This is a genomic window from Burkholderia sp. LA-2-3-30-S1-D2, assembly GCF_001523915.2.
Lineage (GTDB): Bacteria > Pseudomonadota > Gammaproteobacteria > Burkholderiales > Burkholderiaceae > Burkholderia > Burkholderia diffusa.
Map to the genome: position 1 here is coordinate 849,850 of NZ_CP013383.1, position 17,029 is coordinate 866,878.

The 17,029-nt window shown below is 62.8% G+C and carries 19 protein-coding genes; all 19 read left to right on the forward strand.

Annotated features, from left to right (window positions below):
- The first annotated feature begins 26 nt into the window (after positions 1-26).
- The 19 genes from WS66_RS03935 to WS66_RS04035 all read left to right on the forward strand — a co-directional run bounded on the left by WS66_RS03935 (position 27) and on the right by WS66_RS04035 (position 16,998).
- Positions 27-800, forward strand: a complete 774-nt coding sequence (locus tag WS66_RS03935; RefSeq protein WP_059599191.1) for a zinc finger-like domain-containing protein — start codon at positions 27-29, stop codon at positions 798-800.
- A 244-nt stretch (positions 801-1,044) separates the two neighbouring features.
- Entirely contained in the window at positions 1,045-1,587 is a 543-nt protein-coding gene (locus WS66_RS03940; RefSeq protein WP_059599192.1) for a hypothetical protein, read from the forward strand.
- A 461-nt stretch (positions 1,588-2,048) separates the two neighbouring features.
- Positions 2,049-2,618 carry a MarR family transcriptional regulator gene (locus WS66_RS03950; protein WP_179955246.1) on the forward strand — a complete coding sequence of 190 codons (570 nt, stop codon included), beginning with the start codon at positions 2,049-2,051 and terminating at the stop codon, positions 2,616-2,618.
- Positions 2,503-4,566, forward strand: coding sequence for a phage terminase large subunit family protein (locus WS66_RS03955; RefSeq protein ID WP_335672051.1), 2,064 nt, complete (start codon positions 2,503-2,505; stop codon positions 4,564-4,566). The genes WS66_RS03950 and WS66_RS03955 overlap by 116 nt, the downstream gene beginning before the upstream one ends.
- Before the next feature lie 9 nt (positions 4,567-4,575).
- Positions 4,576-4,782 carry a phage head-tail joining protein gene (locus WS66_RS03960; RefSeq protein WP_011657129.1) on the forward strand — a complete coding sequence of 69 codons (207 nt, stop codon included), beginning with the start codon at positions 4,576-4,578 and terminating at the stop codon, positions 4,780-4,782.
- Entirely contained in the window at positions 4,779-6,266 is a 1,488-nt protein-coding gene (locus WS66_RS03965) for a phage portal protein (RefSeq protein WP_059599196.1), read from the forward strand. The genes WS66_RS03960 and WS66_RS03965 overlap by 4 nt, the downstream gene beginning before the upstream one ends.
- Before the next feature lies 1 nt (position 6,267).
- Entirely contained in the window at positions 6,268-7,389 is a 1,122-nt protein-coding gene (locus WS66_RS03970) for a head maturation protease, ClpP-related (protein WP_059599197.1), read from the forward strand.
- 30 nt (positions 7,390-7,419) lie between these two features.
- Positions 7,420-7,764: a head decoration protein gene (locus WS66_RS03975; RefSeq protein WP_059599198.1), complete on the forward strand. Its 345-nt coding sequence runs from the start codon at positions 7,420-7,422 to the stop codon at positions 7,762-7,764.
- A gap of 80 nt (positions 7,765-7,844) precedes the next feature.
- A complete protein-coding gene (locus WS66_RS03980) occupies positions 7,845-8,840 on the forward strand; it encodes a major capsid protein (RefSeq protein WP_059599199.1) in 996 nt (331 codons plus the stop codon).
- Between the two features lies 1 nt (position 8,841).
- Positions 8,842-9,132: a head-tail joining protein gene (locus WS66_RS03985; protein ID WP_059599200.1), complete on the forward strand. Its 291-nt coding sequence runs from the start codon at positions 8,842-8,844 to the stop codon at positions 9,130-9,132.
- A gap of 2 nt (positions 9,133-9,134) precedes the next feature.
- The gene (locus WS66_RS03990) at positions 9,135-9,665 is read left to right on the forward strand and encodes a phage tail protein (protein WP_059599201.1); all 531 of its coding nucleotides are present in this window, start codon (positions 9,135-9,137) and stop codon (positions 9,663-9,665) included.
- Positions 9,655-10,179, forward strand: coding sequence for a hypothetical protein (locus WS66_RS03995; protein ID WP_059599202.1), 525 nt, complete (start codon positions 9,655-9,657; stop codon positions 10,177-10,179). Before WS66_RS03990 ends, WS66_RS03995 begins: the two co-directional genes overlap by 11 nt.
- 3 nt (positions 10,180-10,182) lie before the next feature.
- Positions 10,183-10,863: a phage baseplate assembly protein V gene (locus tag WS66_RS04000; protein ID WP_059599203.1), complete on the forward strand. Its 681-nt coding sequence runs from the start codon at positions 10,183-10,185 to the stop codon at positions 10,861-10,863.
- 107 nt (positions 10,864-10,970) lie between these two features.
- Positions 10,971-11,870: a hypothetical protein gene (locus WS66_RS33540; RefSeq protein ID WP_159086511.1), complete on the forward strand. Its 900-nt coding sequence runs from the start codon at positions 10,971-10,973 to the stop codon at positions 11,868-11,870.
- Between the two features lie 268 nt (positions 11,871-12,138).
- Positions 12,139-12,474: a GPW/gp25 family protein gene (locus tag WS66_RS04015; RefSeq protein ID WP_059599206.1), complete on the forward strand. Its 336-nt coding sequence runs from the start codon at positions 12,139-12,141 to the stop codon at positions 12,472-12,474.
- Positions 12,471-13,367: a baseplate assembly protein gene (locus WS66_RS04020; protein ID WP_059599207.1), complete on the forward strand. Its 897-nt coding sequence runs from the start codon at positions 12,471-12,473 to the stop codon at positions 13,365-13,367. The genes WS66_RS04015 and WS66_RS04020 overlap by 4 nt, the downstream gene beginning before the upstream one ends.
- On the forward strand, positions 13,357-13,935 hold the full coding sequence (locus WS66_RS04025) for a phage tail protein I (protein WP_059599208.1): 579 nt from the start codon (positions 13,357-13,359) through the stop codon (positions 13,933-13,935). The genes WS66_RS04020 and WS66_RS04025 overlap by 11 nt, the downstream gene beginning before the upstream one ends.
- The gene (locus WS66_RS34290) at positions 13,923-16,244 is read left to right on the forward strand and encodes a phage tail protein (RefSeq protein ID WP_236872917.1); all 2,322 of its coding nucleotides are present in this window, start codon (positions 13,923-13,925) and stop codon (positions 16,242-16,244) included. Before WS66_RS04025 ends, WS66_RS34290 begins: the two co-directional genes overlap by 13 nt.
- Before the next feature lie 13 nt (positions 16,245-16,257).
- Positions 16,258-16,998, forward strand: a complete 741-nt coding sequence (locus WS66_RS04035) for a tail fiber assembly protein (RefSeq protein ID WP_059599209.1) — start codon at positions 16,258-16,260, stop codon at positions 16,996-16,998.
- Positions 16,999-17,029 lie beyond the last annotated feature (31 nt).

Genomic DNA, 17,029 nt, shown 5'->3' on the forward strand with positions numbered 1-17,029 from the left:
GACATTAGGACGAATAGGAGAGAGTGATGATCGATTTGAAAGAGCGGGTGGGCGTTGCGATGAGCGTTCGTGGTCAATTCACCGACCCGATTGCCGATCCTAAAGTTACTTTGGGCGCGCTCGCCTTCGCGAACGATCTCGGTAGCTTGCTGGCCCGAATCAAAGCCGGGCCGCTGCCGACGCCTGCGATGGTTCGCCGTGCCACGTTGCTGTTGGCGCAGATGATTCGGACGTCGGGTCGCTTCAAGCGTGCGCGGTTCACGGGCCTCTCGCGCGACGAGCGTCGCGATCAACGTGCGGGGCACGCTGTCGAGCGAGCGAAGGCCGACATCGTCGAGCGGTTCGCGCTACGCTTGCTGGACGAGTGGGTGAACGACCAGTGTGTCGAGTGCGAGGGGCGTGGCGTCGTGCGTCGCGCGCGTGCCGTCACGACGTCAACGCACGCGTGTGATGTATGCGGAGGCAGCGGCAAGGTGTGTGCATCGGAGGAGCGTATCCCGTTCTTCGAAGGGCGTAACGGGCCGCTGGTCTTTCGGGAATACGAACCGTGCGACGACTGCGGTGGGATGGGCCGGATCGCGGCGTTGCCCGCTCCGGTTGCGAAGGGCCGGCATATTTGCCCTGACTGCTCCGGTTCCGGCAAGCGTCAGGTCGACGACGCTGGCCGGGCGCATGCGCTCGGCGTATCGCTCGACGAGTATCGGAAGAACTGGTCGTGGCGCTTTCACGACATGCTCGCGCTTTTGGATACCGTAGATGGATCGGTGTACGACACATTGCGTCGTCAATTGCGAGGATGAAACGTATTCCATTTCAAGAGCGGATCGCGTAAACTCTGCACATCCTTTACCGCGTCACTGGATAAATGAGCGACCGCACACTCGTGTCGCAACAATTGCCCGACAGGCGTACTGAATCGCGGGAGCGCCGCGACCAACAACGATAACTGTCAGTCGGGATCTGTTGGGAGGGCGTTCGCCCTTACGAAATGAATACCGAAGCCCTGAGTGCGCAAGCCTTGGGGCTTTCTCGCATGAGGGGTATATGTCGAGCGTAGATGCGGGGCTTCAGTCGGCGAGCGAAGAGAAGGACAGAATGCTCGATTGGGTGGAAAAGCAGGCAATCGAGAATCTGCAATTCCATATTCAGTGCGCTGAACAAATAAAGAAGGAAGCGACTACCACGCTAACGGTGATTCTCGCTGGCGTCGGCGGGGCATCGGCTTATACCGTCAAGCTATTCGATGCGCACGTGGCACATTGGCTGATGGCAGCAGCATTGGCGTTTGCTCTTGGCCTATTGGTGGTCGCTGCGATACTGGTTCTTCGGTGTCTTCACATCGACAATATTCAAGCTCCTGCAAATGAGCCGAAGAATCTGTACCTTCCGAAGTATTCGCTGCAGATAGTGCGCGAAGTGGAACTGGAAAACGTACAGCTGCGAATAAAGGCTGCTCAGGACCGCAACGGAGCAGCGGCGGACCGCTTGGAGCGCGTCCGCGTCTATGCTGTGCTGGTTCCGGTTATTTCTGCCGCTGTGGGTGGGATGGTGTGGGCTGCCTCGGCGTTTCACGTGGCGGCACGTTAGCCTGTTCCCGACGGCCAGGTGTCGGTTGCGGAATGGTAGGTCGATCTTGACTCATTTATTGGGTCTCCGTTATGGGCAATTTTTGCCCGTAAAGATTTTAGCGTAACAATCGGACGAGTCCGTACAGAAGCCTCGAGTGCGAAAGCAGTCGGGGCTTTTTCTATTGGGGCGCAGAAATGCGAATCGAGTCGACGAGCGCCGGGCCGCGTGAGGTCTGGGTGACGTGGGATGAAGATCGAAGCATGGGGCGCGTTACAGCGCGGTGTTTCGTGTTTGACGACGCGATGGACCGTGTCGTGTGCGCGATGGACCGGGCGGGCGACGGCGCGAGTGTCGATGTCGCGATCGGTGCGGGCCTGCCTATTTTTTGAGCAGGCGGGGACCCTACGGGCATCGCCAGACGCGGGGGCTCAGACCCGCGTTTTTTCTCTACTGTCGAATATCCATAGGGGGTCATATTCATGCCGACCCAACAACAGATTGCCGAGCATCTCGACATGGATCAGTCAGCCGTTTCCCGGTTCGTCGACAAGATCCAGCTCGACTATCGCCAGGCGACCATCGACGCGATTCGCATCGCGTATATCCGGCACCTGCGCGAGATGGCCGCTGGCCGCGCAAGCGGCACCGGCATCGATCTGGTTGCCGAACGCGCGAAGACCGAGATCGTCGATCGCGAGATCAAATTGCTGACGCTGGCCGAGAAGAAAGGCCAGCTCGTCAATGTCGCGCAGCTCGAACACGCGTTCGGCCAGATGGTCGGCGCATTTCAAACGGAACTGCTGGCGCTGCCCGACAAGCTGGTGCAGGAGCTGCGCGCACTGTACGACGTCGAGGTCGACGTCGAGTGGTTGAACGAGCATATGTATGGATGCCTTGAGCAGCTATCTCAATACGATCCAGACCGTCCACGCGGTGATCCGCCGGATTGCGCTGTTGTTGCGCCCGCCCGAGCGGATCGGCACGACGGACTGGGCACGTCAGTACCGGCGCATGAGCGCGAAGGCGACAGCCAGTCCCGGCCGCTATAACCCGAACATCACGCCGTGGGTGTTCGGCATGCACGCGGCGCTCGACGATCCGCGCGTGCAGAAAATCGTGTGCATGAAATCCGCTCAGGTCGCGTGGACGGACGGCGTGCTGCTGAACTACATCGGCCGGCGTATCGATGTCGACCCGTGCCCGATGATCATCATGTTCGCGAAAGAGAAGTCCGCGAAGAAGTTCAACCTGGAGAAGTTCGAGCCGATGGTCGAGGTGACGCCTCGCCTCGCTGCCAAGGTGCCGGTTCACGCCGGCCGCGACAAGAACAACCTGTGGGATCACAAGACGTTCCCGCGCGGCTTTCTGAAGTTCATCACGTCGAACGCGCCGGATGATGTGAAGTCGACGCCGGCCCCGGTCGTCGCAGTCGAGGAACCGGACGACGCGAACACCAACGTGCGCGATCAGGGTGACTCGATCACGCTGCTGGAGGAGCGCAACAAGAGCTATTCGGACAGCCGTCGCAAAGTGATTTTCGGAGGCACGCCGACGGTTGACGGCTTCTCGCGGATCCAGCAGGCGTTCGAGTCGTCGGATCAGCGTGTCTATCTGGTGCCGTGTCCGGACTGCGGCGAGGAGCATGAACTGGCGTGGGAGAACGTGACCTGGTCGGAGGAGGCCGAGGTCGAGCACGAAGTGTTCGGTCGTGCGCAGCCGGAGACTGCGTGTTACACCTGTCCGCACTGCGGCAGCCTGTGGGACGACAACGCGCGCATTCGCGCGGTGCGGCGTGGCCGGTGGCTGGCGACGGCACCGTTCTACGGTGTGGCCGGCTTTCGGTTGAACGAGCTGGTGTCGCCGTTTCCCGGCTCGCGCATGGGCGAGTTGGTCAAGAAGTGGCTGACCGCCGAGCGGGCGCTGCGCGCGGGCGACGACACGAAGATGCGTTCGTTCGTGAACAACACGCAGGGCCGGCCGTACAAATACAAGTCGGACTTGCCGGAGCTGGATCGACTGGCCGAGCGGGCGCTGCCGTACGCGTCGTTCACCGTGCCGTCGCGTGGGTTGCTGCTGACGTTCGGCGTCGACGTGCAGCACGATCGTATTGCGGTCGTCATCCGCGCATGGGGTCGGGGCGAGGAAAGCTGGCTGGTGCTGTGGGACGAGCTGCACGGCAACGTGCTGGAGCAGGGCGAGAACCCGCTTGTCGGCGGCGTATGGGGCGCGCTGACGGACCTGCTGACGCAGGCGTACCGTCACGAAAACGGCGGCCTCGTACGCATCCGCGCGGCGTCGATCGACTCGTCGGACGGCTCCACGTCGGACGCCGTGTACAAGTATGTACGGGCCGCGCAACGTGCGGGCCTGAACGTGATGGCGATCAAGGGCAGTACCGACATCGGTGCGGAGATTTTCAGCGTACCGAAGGCGTCGATCGACTCGACGCGCAACAACAGCAAGGCCGCGAAATACGGCCTGCGTCCGTTCATGGTTGGCGTCAGCAAGGCGAAAGACCTGATCCTCGACAACCGGCTGAAGTTAGATGGAGACGGGCCGGGGCGGATGCACTGGTATCGCGACGTGCGCTCGGACTATTTGAATCAGGTCACGGCCGAGGTCAAGGTGCCGGGCCGGATCGGCGGCAAGCGGGTCTGGCAGAAGAAAGCCGGTGCACGTAACGAAGCGCTGGATTGCGAAGTGTATGCGCTGCACGCAGCGCGCAGTCTCAAGACGCACCTGCTGACCGAGCAGCATTGGTTGCTGGAGCAACACCGCATCTCGCAGGTGTCGTTGTTCGACGCGGTGCCGGTGATCGAGACGTTGCCGCTCGCACGACCGTTCGAGCGGCCGCCGGATCCGCCGGGCGAACCGTCAGCCGAACCGACCGCAGTCGTCACGACGGCACCGAAACCACCCGAAACCCCGCCACCGAGCGGGGTTTCGCGCATTCAGGGCCGGCGTGTCGCTCGCTCGACGTACCTGAAGCGACGCTAGGAGAAACACATGGCATACACGATGGCGGACTTGCAACGCATTCAGTCGGCGATCGCGAAGGGCGAGCTGGAGGTCCAGTACGCGGATCGCAAGGTGCGTTACCGGTCGATTGCCGAGCTGCGCGACGCGCAAACCGAGATCATCCGGGCGCTGGATGGCGCGACCGGCCGGTCGCGGCTCATTCGCCTGCGCCACGCCGGCAAGGGGGTGCGATGAGTCGCACGTATCCGGCTTTGGCGCAACGCGGCTTTGTCGTGCCGACCCGGCTGAAGGCTGCAGCGTACGAATCGGCGGGTACGCGCGGGGCGCGGGCGAAGTCGTGGCAGGCATCGAGCGCGGGGCCGAATGCATCGGTTGTGCAGAACCTGCCGCTGATGCGTCACCGCGCGCGGGACGCGATCCGAAACGACCCGTGGGCGAAGACAGCGATTTCGCGACTGGTGTCGAACACGATCGGCACCGGCATTCAGGCGCACCCGCAGCACCCGAATGCGGACGTACGTCGCGCCCAAAAGCAACTTTGGGACGACAGCTCGGGCGAGCTGGATCCGAACGGCGACCACGACCTGTACGGCTTGCAGACGCTCGCCGCGCGCGCGTTCTTCAGCGATGGCGAGGTATTAGTGCGCCGCCGTCTGCGTTCGCCCCATGTCGGTCTCGCAGTGCCGATGCAGATCCAGTTGCTCGAAGGTGACCTGCTACCGGTCACGAAGAACGAGCTGGTTCCAGGCGGCGAGATCATCAATGGCGTCGAGTTCAACGAAGACGGCGAGCGCGTCGCGTATCACCTGCTGCGCCGGCATCCGGGCGAATACAACCGCTATGCCGGCGACGCGGTGCAGACGGTGCGTGTGCCCGCCGACGAAATCGCGCACGTGTTCCACGGATTGCGGCCCGGTCAGGTACGCGGCGTGCCGGAGCTATCGACCGTGCTGCTGCGGCTGCATTCGCTGGACAACTTCGACGATGCGGTGCTGTTCCGGCAGGAAGTGAGCAACCTCTTCGCTGGCTTCATCGTGAAGCCGCAAGCGGAGGTCGGGCCGCTCGGCGATCCGGTCTCTGGTGCGCCGATTGACTTCGACGTCGACGGCTTCTCTCCGGTCGTGTCGCTGGAGCCGGGCGCGATGCAGGAACTGGCGCCTGGCGAGGATGTGAAGTTTGCAACGCCGCCCGGTGCGGGGGCCGACTACGCGCCGTTCATGCGCCAGCAACTGATGGCTGCAGCCGCGTCGGTCGGCATGCCGTATGAAGTGCTGACCGGCGATCTTCGCGACGTCAGCGACCGCGTGCTGCGCGTGTTGCTCAACGAGTTCAGACGCTCGATCGAGCAACTGCAGCAGAACGTGTTCATCCACCAGTTCTGCCGGCGAATCTGGTGCTGGTGGGTCGACGCATGCGCTCTGTCCGGCGCGTTGCCGATGCCGAACTATCACCGCGCGCGGCGCGAGTACCTGCGCGTGCGGTGGGTGCCGCAGGGCTGGCCGTATATCCACCCGGTGCAGGACGTGTCGGCCAAGCGTGCGGAGATCCGGGCGGGGCTGACGAGCCGAACCGGCGCGATTCTCGCGAAGGGCGAGGATCCGGAGCAGGTCGACGACGAGAACGCAGCCGACCAGCAGCGAGCGCAACGGTTGGGGTTGCAGTACGACACGCACGCGGCGGACGACACCGATCCGCTCGCGCACACGAATGGGGAGTGAGATGAAGCGCAATCGTAAGTGGTGGGACATCCGGGCGCAGGCGAACGCGGCCGGCGAGGTCGAGATCCGGATTTATAACGAGATCGGGTTTTGGGGCACGGACGCGCAGATGTTCGTGACGCAGCTCGACGCAGCAGCGGCCAACGCTTCGACGATCGTAGTCGCAATCAACTCGATGGGCGGCGATGTGTTCGACGCCTTCGCGATCTATAACGCGCTGCGGCGGCACCAGGGCAAGGTGAAGGTGCGCGTCGATGGTGTTGCGGCGTCGGCCGCATCGCTGATCGCGATGGCCGGCGACGAGATCGTGATGCCGGAGAATGCGTTGCTGATGATCCACAACGCGCACACGGTGACGGCGGGCGAGGCGAAAGACCTGCGACGCATTGCCGATCTGCTCGATAACGCGGGCGACGGGATCCTCGCCGCGTATGCGTCCAAGAGCGGGCAGTCGGTCGACGAGATCCGGGGCATGATGGATGCCGAGACGTGGCTGACGGCGGCGCAGGCGAAGGAGAAGGGATTCTGCGACACGATCGAGGCGGCGGTGAAGCTGTCGGCGTCGGCCAACTCGACGGCGCTGCTCGCGCGCTTCTCGGCGGTGCCCGATGTCGTGCGGGCGCTGGTCGACGAGGACGAGTCGACTGATCCGCTGCAGCCCGGCACGCCACCCGATACGCCACCCAATACGCCGCCCGAGCCGCAGCCTGACCCGCAACCCGATCCGCAACCCGATCCGCAGCCGGTGCTGCCGACGCCTGACGTGTCGGCGCTGGCGTCGCGCGTGTTCGCGGCTTGCCGCGATGCGCGCCTGTCGCATTGCGCCGAGGCGATCGTGACGGCGACCGGCCTGAAGGATCGGGCAACCGTCGATGCGGCGATTCAGCAGGCGGCGGACATCGCCGGAATCTGCCTTGCGGCGAACGTGCCGGAGCTGACCGCGCAGTTCGTCGCCGACGGGCTGACACCCGATCACGTACGTGCGCGGCTGTTCGAGCGCATGACCGCGTCGCAATCGCACATCAATCCTCGCGCTCAATCGACAGCGAAAAACGAGCCGGCCGTGGTCACGAATGCGCCGCGCGCGGCGTCCATCTATGCGGCTCGCAAGAGCGGCAAGTAACTTTGACGAAACCCGAGGAGGGAAACACTCATGTCGAACGTGAAGGTACAGGGCAGCCAGACGGCGGAATTTCTGGTGTCGGAAGGCAACGGGCAGATTTCGCGCGAACACATCGTGGTCAAGGCGGGACCGGCACTGCCGGCCGGCCAGGTGCTCGGCGTGACGAGCACCGGCGAGTACGCCCCGTACGACAAGGCGGCGAACGACGGATCGGAGGTCGCAGCGGCGGTGCTGTACGCGCCGTTGTCGGCATCCGACGCCCCGCGCTCGGCAACGGGCATCGTGCGGCTTGCCGAGGTCGCGGCCTCACGCCTGACCGGCCTGGATGCCACCGGACGTAACGATCTCGCCGAGCGTCATGTGATCGTTCGCTGATCGCAGCACACGCCACCAGAAGCACACCCAAGGCCTCGCACTGCGTGGCTTTTTTGTATCCATTTCCTGTTGGAGGTTGTATGGCGGACATCGCCCTGTTTCAAGATGACGCGTTCTCGCTGTCGTCGCTCACCGCAGCGATCAATGACCAGCCGCACGTACCCGGCCGCGTTGGTGCGCTCGGTCTGTTCGAAGAGGACGGCATCACCACGACGACGATCCAGATCGAGCGCGACGGCGACACGCTGTCGCTGGTTTCGGCAGGCGAGCGCGGCTCGCCGTCGGCGATCGTGGTCGGCAGCAAGCGCAGCATGATCCCGTTCAACACGGTGCACCTGCCGCAGCGTGCGTTCGTGAAGGCCGACGAGATCCAGAACCTGCGTGCATTCGGCTCCGAAACGGAGCTGGAGGCACTGCAGACCGTGGTGAACCGGCGTCTGGCGAAGCTGCGCCGCCAGCTCGATGCGACGCATGAATTCCACCGCATCGGCGCGATCAAGGGCGCGGTGCTCGACGCCGACGGCAAGACCGTGTTGATCGACCTGCTCCAGTACTTCGGCATCGACCAGACCGTGATTCAGTTTGAGTTGGGCAAGGCCGACACGGAAATCCGCGTGAAGTGCGTCGAGGTGCAGGACGCAATCGAGGATGCGCTCGGGGCGACGACGTACACCGGCGTGCGCGTGCTCTGCGGCCGGGCGTTCTGGAACAAGCTGATCGTCGCGAAGACGGTAAAGGAAACGTATCTCGCAACCGCGATGGCGGCATCGCTTCGCGGCGATGCGCGCGACGCATTCGACTTCGGCGGCTGCACGTTCGAGCGCTATCGTGGTCGCGTCGGCGACATCGGCTATGTGGCCGATGACGAGGCATACGCGGTGCCGGAGGGCGTGCCCGAGCTGTTCATCACACGCTTTGCGCCGGCCGACTACGTCGAGGCGGTCAATACGACCGGCCTGCCGTACTACGCGAAGCAGGAACTGGCGCAGTTCGGCAAGGGCGTCGACATCGAGGCGCAGTCGAACCCGGTGCACCTGTGCACGCGCCCGAAGGCGATCGTCAAGCTGAAGGCGTGATATGGCGTTCCGAGATCTGATCGCGGACGTCGACGCGGCAGTGCTGCGTGATCTCGGCGACGTGGATATCACGATCGACGGTCGGCCCGTCGACGGGATGTTCACGTCGCCGTGGCTCGGCCCGGATCTCGGCACGCAGCGCACGCAGCTCGTCGCGCCAGTCCTGCATATCACCGACGCCGACGCGGTCGATGTGACCGAGGGCAGCATCGTCGTGACCCCGAGCGGACGCAATCGCGTCTTCGAGCTGCATCCCGATGGGACGGGCTGGACGATCCTGATTCTGAGGTGACGATGGATCTGCTGAAGGTCGAGATTGACGTGAAGGGGGCGCTCGAAGCGCTCGCTGGCCTACCGCCTGCCGCGATGCAGGCGGCATGGCGGCGCACGCTACGAAAGACGGGCGCGTGGATCCGAAGTCAGACCGCGAAGGAGGTCGGCAACGCGACGGGTATCCAGCAGAAGCTGCTGAGGCAGCGGATGTACTTCTTCATGCGGTCGATGGATACCGGAAAGGTGTGGCTCGGATTGAACCCGATCGAGGCGCACCGGCTCGGCTCTGTTCGGCGCACGAAGAACGGCATGCGGGCCGGCAAATCGCTGTTCGAGAGTGCATGGCGCAAGACGACGGCACAGCCGGACGGGCCGATTTATCGGCGCATCGGCAACGCGCGTATGCCGTTCGAGGTCGTGAAGGTCGAGTGGTCGCAGACGGGCGATCCGGCGTTTCGTCGCGCGGCACGGGCGTGCGAGGCCCGGCTGATGACGGTGCTACGGCAGGAGGTCAACTATGAACTGCAGAAGGCGATGAACCGTGCTCGATAACCTGAAACAACTGCATGACGGCATTGGGTGCGGCCTGCGCGCGAAGCTGCCGGATCTCGAACGGATTCACGCGTATCCGAAGATCGGCAAGGCGATCGAGACGCCGTTCATTGCGATCGAGCTGGCCGAGCTGGACCCGGGACACGACGACGGTACCGGGCGCGTGCCGCTGATCGCGCGCATGCAGGCCCGCGTGATCGTCGATCCGCTGGTGGCCGATGCCGAGCTGCAGGTGCGCGAGCTGTCCGCTCGCGTGCTGCAAACGGTACATGGGGCAACATGGGGTCTGCCCGTGACACCCGGCAAACAGGTAGGCTCGGCGGGCGTTGATCCGTTCCGGCCCGAGCTGGATACGTATCTCGTCTGGCTGGTCGAGTGGGTGCACGAATTCGACCTGGGCGACGTGTTCGAGCCGCCGGCGAAGGGCCGCACGGTGCTGTGGGGCGTCGATCCGGAGACCGGGCCGGGGAACGAAGGCCGTTACTGGAATCCGGCGGATCAAGGCGTGGGGTGACGTGTGAGCGACTTCGAGCTTGGCGAGATGGATCGCCGCATGGCGTGCCTGACGCAGTCGGCCGTCGTCGAGGCGGTCACGTACGATCCGCCGCGCGTGAAGGTGCGTGTCGGCGATTGGGTGAGCGACTGGCTCAAATGGCAAGCCGGCGCGGCGGGCAAGGTCAGGCAGTGGCGTCCGCCGTCCGTCGACGAAGAGGTCGCGCTGTGGGCACCGTCCGGGGATCTCGCTGGTGCGTTTGTCGCACCGGGCTACTACACGGAGCAGCACGGCGGCTCGGGTCGGTCGAATCCTGACGAGACGGCGACCGACTACCCGGACGGTGCGTTCGAACAGTACAACCATGCGAGCCACGAATACGTGCTGTCGGTGCCGGCGGGCGGTCGGATCGTGTTTCGCATCGGCGGAACGGAGTTCGAGCTGAAGGCGGACGGTGCGCGGCTGCGCAGCGCGAAGCTGCTCGCCGACGTGCCGGACTCGACGTTCACGGGCAACACGACGACCGAGCAACTGCTGACGTTCAACGGCGGCATGCAGGGCAAGGCAGGCGAGGGTGGCGGTGTCGCGATGAAGATCGCGGGCGGTGCTGAATATCGCGACGACGTTGTTGCTGCTGGCAAGTCGGTCAGTCGGCACAGCCATCGAGAACAAGGGGATGGTGAGTTGGTTAGTAAGCCGATTTAGTATACAGCTGACAGAATTGTCAGTTGCCCGTATATCGGAGCGTGATGTAGGTTTTCTTCGACAGTCTTCCGATTTTAGAAACGATATTTACGGAACGGGGTGTTTGCATGAGCACGGTAGAGTCGGAACAGAAACCTGAGGAAAAGTCTGAGCGCCAACCCGAGCGGCAGCCCGCGCAGCAACCGGAGCAGCAACCGGAGCAGCAGACCGAGCAACAACTCGAGCAACAACTCGAGCAACAACTCGAGCAACAACTCGAGCAACAACTCGAGCAACGGCCGAAGCAGAAATCAATACTTGATTGGCCGTGGCCAGTAATCGTATCGATAGTTGGATTTGCTTCTTTGGGTATTGCCTATTCGCTCGGCGACGCATACTACAACGCATATCTAAGGAAATTCTGGATCGAACCTAGTGCATTTCCAATTGACAAGGCGCAGCACCTCGTTTTGTCATTGTTCGGCGCATTGACCACGGTGGCTAGTGTTCAAGCTTGGCTCACGGCACACACGATTCACGTAATGGAATCCGTGTTGGTGATCATGATCGGTATTGTTGCTTGGGTCGTGATCGAAAAGGCTCTGATTTGGGCAGTTGAACGGGCGAGCAAACGAGCAGACGGGTCGACCAGATCGATCAAGCTTTGGCCGATCGCACTTCGATTCTTTACTATCCTTTTTTGGATATGGACGGCTGTTGGAATCGGATCGATTCTTGGTATGTCCTTTCCTACAGTTATGGCAATTCCATCTGTAATTGGGGAATTGGCCGGTGACGGAGTCGCCACAGATCAGATGCGCGATTTCTCTCTTGGGTGCTGGGTATCTCAAGCGAGATGTCAGACGGTGGTCAAAGGTGGTAAGGAAGTTGCCCGGGGCTACATCGTTGCGCAATCATCGACGCACATTGCGCTGTACTACGAAGGTAATACGGTACAGCTGGCTCTTGATGGTTCGGAAATTAAAACTGTCGAACGACCAAACTTCGACCAGGCAATCCCTCGTTGATACGGCGTATTCACTCAAAAGCTACTTTGCCCCGCCTAGTGCGGGGCTTTTCATTTGTGGGGGATGTTATGGCGAAAGACGCGCATCAAGGTGGGGCGGTAGCACCAGTGACGTACATCGATACCGAGTATCGCAGTCGCGTGATTGTGTTCCCAGATGGCTCTCAAGTCGCAGTGTTGGCGGGTAAGGCGACCGTAACGGAGCCGGCGCACATCCGGTACATGGACGACCACGCGGACTTCAGGCGCGTTGAGGCGAAGGTGGTGTGATGGTCGCGCTGGTTGGCATGTGTCGCCGTACGGGCCGGTTGATCGGCGGACTCGATCATCTGGTGCAGAGCGTCGCGGACATTCTGAGCACACGCAAGGGAACCCGTCGAGAGCGCCCCGACTACGGCTCGGATATCCCGGCGATGGTTGACTTGCCTGTCACGCGTGGATGGATATCGGCCGCGCAGGCCGAGTCCGCACGGGCAATCGGCCGGTGGGAGCCGCGCCTCGCGCTGGATCGCGTCAACGTGCTGTCGGTGGTGGACGGCAAAGTGACTTTTCGAATCGCCGGGCAGTACAACGGCGATGACGTTGTATTCGAGGTGACGACATGACAGTAATCGATCTGTCGGCGCTTGATCCGCCGGATCTCGTCGAAACGCTGGACTTCGAGGAAGCGTATCAGCGCAAGCTCGCGCACTTCAAGCGGATCTATCCGGATTGGACGGCCGCGCTTGAATCCGATCCGGTTGTGAAACTGCTGGAATTGGCGGCATACGAAGAAATTCGGTTTCGGGCGCGCGTGAATGACGCCGGTAGAGCGGTGTTGCTGGCCTACGCAACGGGTGCTGATCTGGAACACCTCGCGGTGCTCTGGAATTTGCAGAGGGAGATTGTTGATCCCGGTGATCCTGAGGCGCATCCGCCGATTCCTGAGACAGGCGAGCGCGACGAGCGCCTGCGATTGCGCACACAGATGGGGATCGAGCGATCGTCGACGGCCGGGCCGTTCGGCGCGTATCGGTCGCTCGCGATGGACGCGTCGCCGGACGTTGCCGACGTGCGCGTCGATCGCCCGGAGGGCGGGGTGGTGCGCGTGGTCGTGAAGTCTTACTCGAACGGTGGCGTGGCGAGTGCGGCATTGCTCGACACAGTGCGTCGCGCACTTTCGCCGGAAGATCGTCGGCCGTTGAACGACACGCTGCTGGTCGTTGCGGCCCGGCCCGTCAATTACACGATTGTTGCTGACGTGTACGTCGGGCAGGGACCGGATCCGGGTGTCGTGATCGCCGCGCGTCGGCAGGATCTGGATATCGCGGTCGCGGCAGGCGAAGCGCTACGCGTCGGCATGCCTCGCTCAGCGGTGACGGGAGCGCTGCATCCCAAATCTTCGGGCGTCGTGCGTGTCGATCTGAAGGCACCTGCTGCCGACGTCGTATGCGCGATCGACCAGTTCGCGCGGTGCACGTCGATCGTACTCAATCCAAAGGTGGCAGATGACGATTGAAGCGTTGTTGCCAACAAACCAGACGACTCTGGAAGCGGCGCTCGCGCAGGTGATGCGCCCGAGTGTCGACCCGGACGTGATCAGGACGCTCTGGGATGCGGATCGCTGCCCGGCTGCGTTCCTGCCGTGGCTCGCATGGTCGCTCGCAGTCGACGGGTGGGAGCTGGCGGAATCTGAAGACGCACGCCGAGGGCTGATCAAATCGTCGCTGGCGATCTACCAGAGGAAGGGCACGCCGTGGGCGATCCGCGAGATCGTGCGGCGGCTCGGCTTCGGCGCGATCGATATTCAGGAGGGGCGGCAGGTTAAGCGTCGGGACGGCTCGGTAAAGCGCAACGGTCGATATCTGTATGGCAGGTCATCCGCTTGGGCCGAGTACGTCGTGACGCTGAAGCAGCCAGTTACGCGAGATCAAGGCGAAAGCCTGAAGCGCGCGATAGAGCGCTACGCGCCGGCGCGCAGCTTGCTGGCGTGGCTAGATTTTTCTGAGGTCGCAATCCGGCACAACGGCGTCGCGACGCGCAACGGTCAATATACGCGAGGGGTAATCGGAACATGGCCGATTTGAAAGAAGAGAGTAAATGGGAGCCGGGAATTCGACAGTTCGAGACGTCGGACCCGGTGCAGGGCGGCCCGGACGGCGTCGACAACATCGCACTCAAGCAACTTGGCAACCGCACGCGCTACTTGAGGGACCGCGCGGATGCAGCCGACAAAGTTGCTTCGGGGCTTGGGACACGGGCGGAAGCGACAGACAAGAAGGTTGTTGATCTCACGACACGTGCCGATGCGGCCGACAAGAAGATCGGTGATCTCGCTAACGACAAGGTCGCGAAGGCCGGCGACACGCTGAAGGGTAAGCTGCTCGGCAAAGCCGGTGCAATCACACCGAACAACACGAACAATGCCGGCTTTGCGTTTGACAGAGATCCCGATACCGGGATGTTTTCGCCGGCCGATGGGCACCTGCAGCTCGGTACGCAGGGTGTGCCGTACATCGCGATGCTGACCGGTAACATGACGCTTGGTGCAGCAGGATGGCTGTCGTTTATCGCCGGTAAGACCGAGCGCGGTCGCATCACGTCGGAGGGCCGCTGGTTGGTCGGTGGAGCGGCGGATGATGGCTTAAGCACGATGCTTGTCCAGAATCCTGCGATCGGATATGCCGTCGTCGCGAAGCGGCCTGATATTGGCGGGCAGTACCTGGCGCTTGGTGCGGCTGCGGGCATTGGCAGCAGCCCGAAGGACAACACGCTCGCGAGCTATTCCGATCCGGGCGCAGCCAAGTCGCTGATCATTGCTGCGTCGACCGATGCCGCAAACACGGCTCCGACGAACGGTGCGCTCGGTATTCGATTCACGATTCTCGGCCTCACGCGGGCGCAGATCGGCCCGACGGGAAATCTGATCGTTGGCACGTCGGCGGCAGATCGGGAGACCGGAAGGTTTCAGGTGGTCGCCGATGCGACCGGCTATGCAATGGTCGCGTACCGTTCGGGGAATCAGGCTCAATTCATCGGTATCGGCGCAGCGCCGAACGGACCCGGTGGCGTGATTGACAACTACATTGATGCGTACTCGCAGACGGCGGGTGGCAAGATCCTGTATTTGAACTCGACCACCGACGCAAACAACACGACGCCGACCGGCGGTCGACTCGGGATCGGATTCAACATTCTCGGCAAAACGAAAATGTTGCTGAATCAGGCCGGACGGCTACTGATCGGTGATGTCGCCGATGACGGATCGAATCTGTTGCGGGTCGGAGGGGGCGCAACTTTCGCATCACGAGTTACGCTGACGTCGAAGCAGGGAAATATCGAAATGGGCAGTACCACCGAGGCAGGGACACCCTATATCGATTTTCACAGTTCCGGTGCGCCGCGTGACTTCGATGCCCGAATTATTGCCAAGGGCGGTGACGCAGCGGCAGATGGGACGGGGAACCTTCAGTATCTTGCCGGACGACACTCGTTTCTGATCGGCGCAACGGAGAAGGTAACGATCAATTCGTCCGGTCGCGTGCTGATTGGTGGCGTGGCGGACAACGGGTCTGCGCTGCTTCAGGTCGGTGGAACCGTGACGGCAACTGCGCCGCCGGCCGGCGACAACTCGAACAAGCTGATCACGTCGGCATGGTTTGCGGCGGCAGTCGCCAATGTGCAGATCGGGCAGATCGTATGGGAGGCCCGAACTGCGCCGCGCGCTGGATTCCTGAAGCTGAACGGTACTGAGCTGAAGAGGGCTGACTATCCGCTGTTGTGGGCCTACGCGCAGGCGAGTGGCGCGATCGTCGCGGACGGCGACTGGGGAAAGGGCCGGCACGGTTGCTTTTCCACGGGCGACGGCAACACAACGTTTCGACTGCCGGACCTGCGTGGTGAATTTATTCGCTGTTGGGATGACGCACGCGGTGCCGATGCGCGGCGTCAGATCGGGAGCTGGCAGGACAGTCAGAACCGCTCGCACGCGCACGGCGCGTCTGCCGCCGCTGTCGGCGATCACTCGCATACCGCATGGACCGATACACAAGGCTGGCACGGACACCACGGGTGGACAGGTGGTGCGGGCGGCCACAATCACAACAACGGCATCTTTAGTCGCATGCTTCGGCCGCCGTATGGTGGGTCGATGACGGGTTCGGACACGGCGGGCAGCGGTTCTGAGCAGGCAGTGGGCGTGGGCGATTCCGCGGACATTGTCGGTGTCGGCGATCACGCGCACGAATTCAATACGGAAGGGGCCGGCACGCACGGCCACAACGTCGGCATCGGCGCGGCCGGGGGGCACTCGCACACGATCAGCGTCGCGGCTGATGGCGGTAACGAAACCCGTCCGCGCAACGTTGCGCTGCTCGCCATGATTCGGGCTTATTAATTCGAGGTCAAACATGCTTTGCAATCAATACGACAATCAAACCGGGCGCTATATCGCGAGCTTTCTCGCGGAACGCGACCCGATGGATGCGAGTCGATATCTCGTGCCTGCCTTCTGCACGCTCACGCCTCTGCCGGAAGTACCGACTCGGTCCTGGCCTTTCTGGCAGGACGGCAAATGGATGATGCAGCCGGACTATCGCGGTGTCCGCCTGTATCGAACCGATACGGGCGAGCCGGGCGAGATCACGGTCGCGGGTATTAGCCCCGACGACGCGGGATTGACCGAGGTGCCGCGTCCGTCCGACGAATACTTCTGGAAAGATGGCGTATGGGTGCTCGATGAGGAGGTCGTCGCGGAACGTGTACGCGAAGCCGCGATGGCGGATTTCTACGCGCGCATGGAGAAAGCGCGTCAGCAGAATCTCGGGAAGTCCGACGCGCGTGTGACGGGGTTGCTGTCGGATATCGAAGCGGCGACGTTCGACGCGTGGGCGGCATATCAGGTCGCGCTCGTCGGCGTGGTCGATTTGCCGACGTTCCCGAACGACGTCGTGTGGCCGGCCGAGCCGGACCCGGCGGCGTTGCTTGCCAAGGTCGAGGCGGAGCGTGCGGAGAAAGCCGCGCGTGAGGCCGAGGAAGCCGCTCGTCGCGAGGAGGCCGGTGAGACGGCTCCGGAAGCTGAATCCGAGGTGCCTGCCGGCAGTGATAGCTCAAGCGGTACCGAGCCGCGCGTCGAGGTCGACGCAAAGTAACTTTCCCGGCGCATTCGTGCGCTGTCCCGTT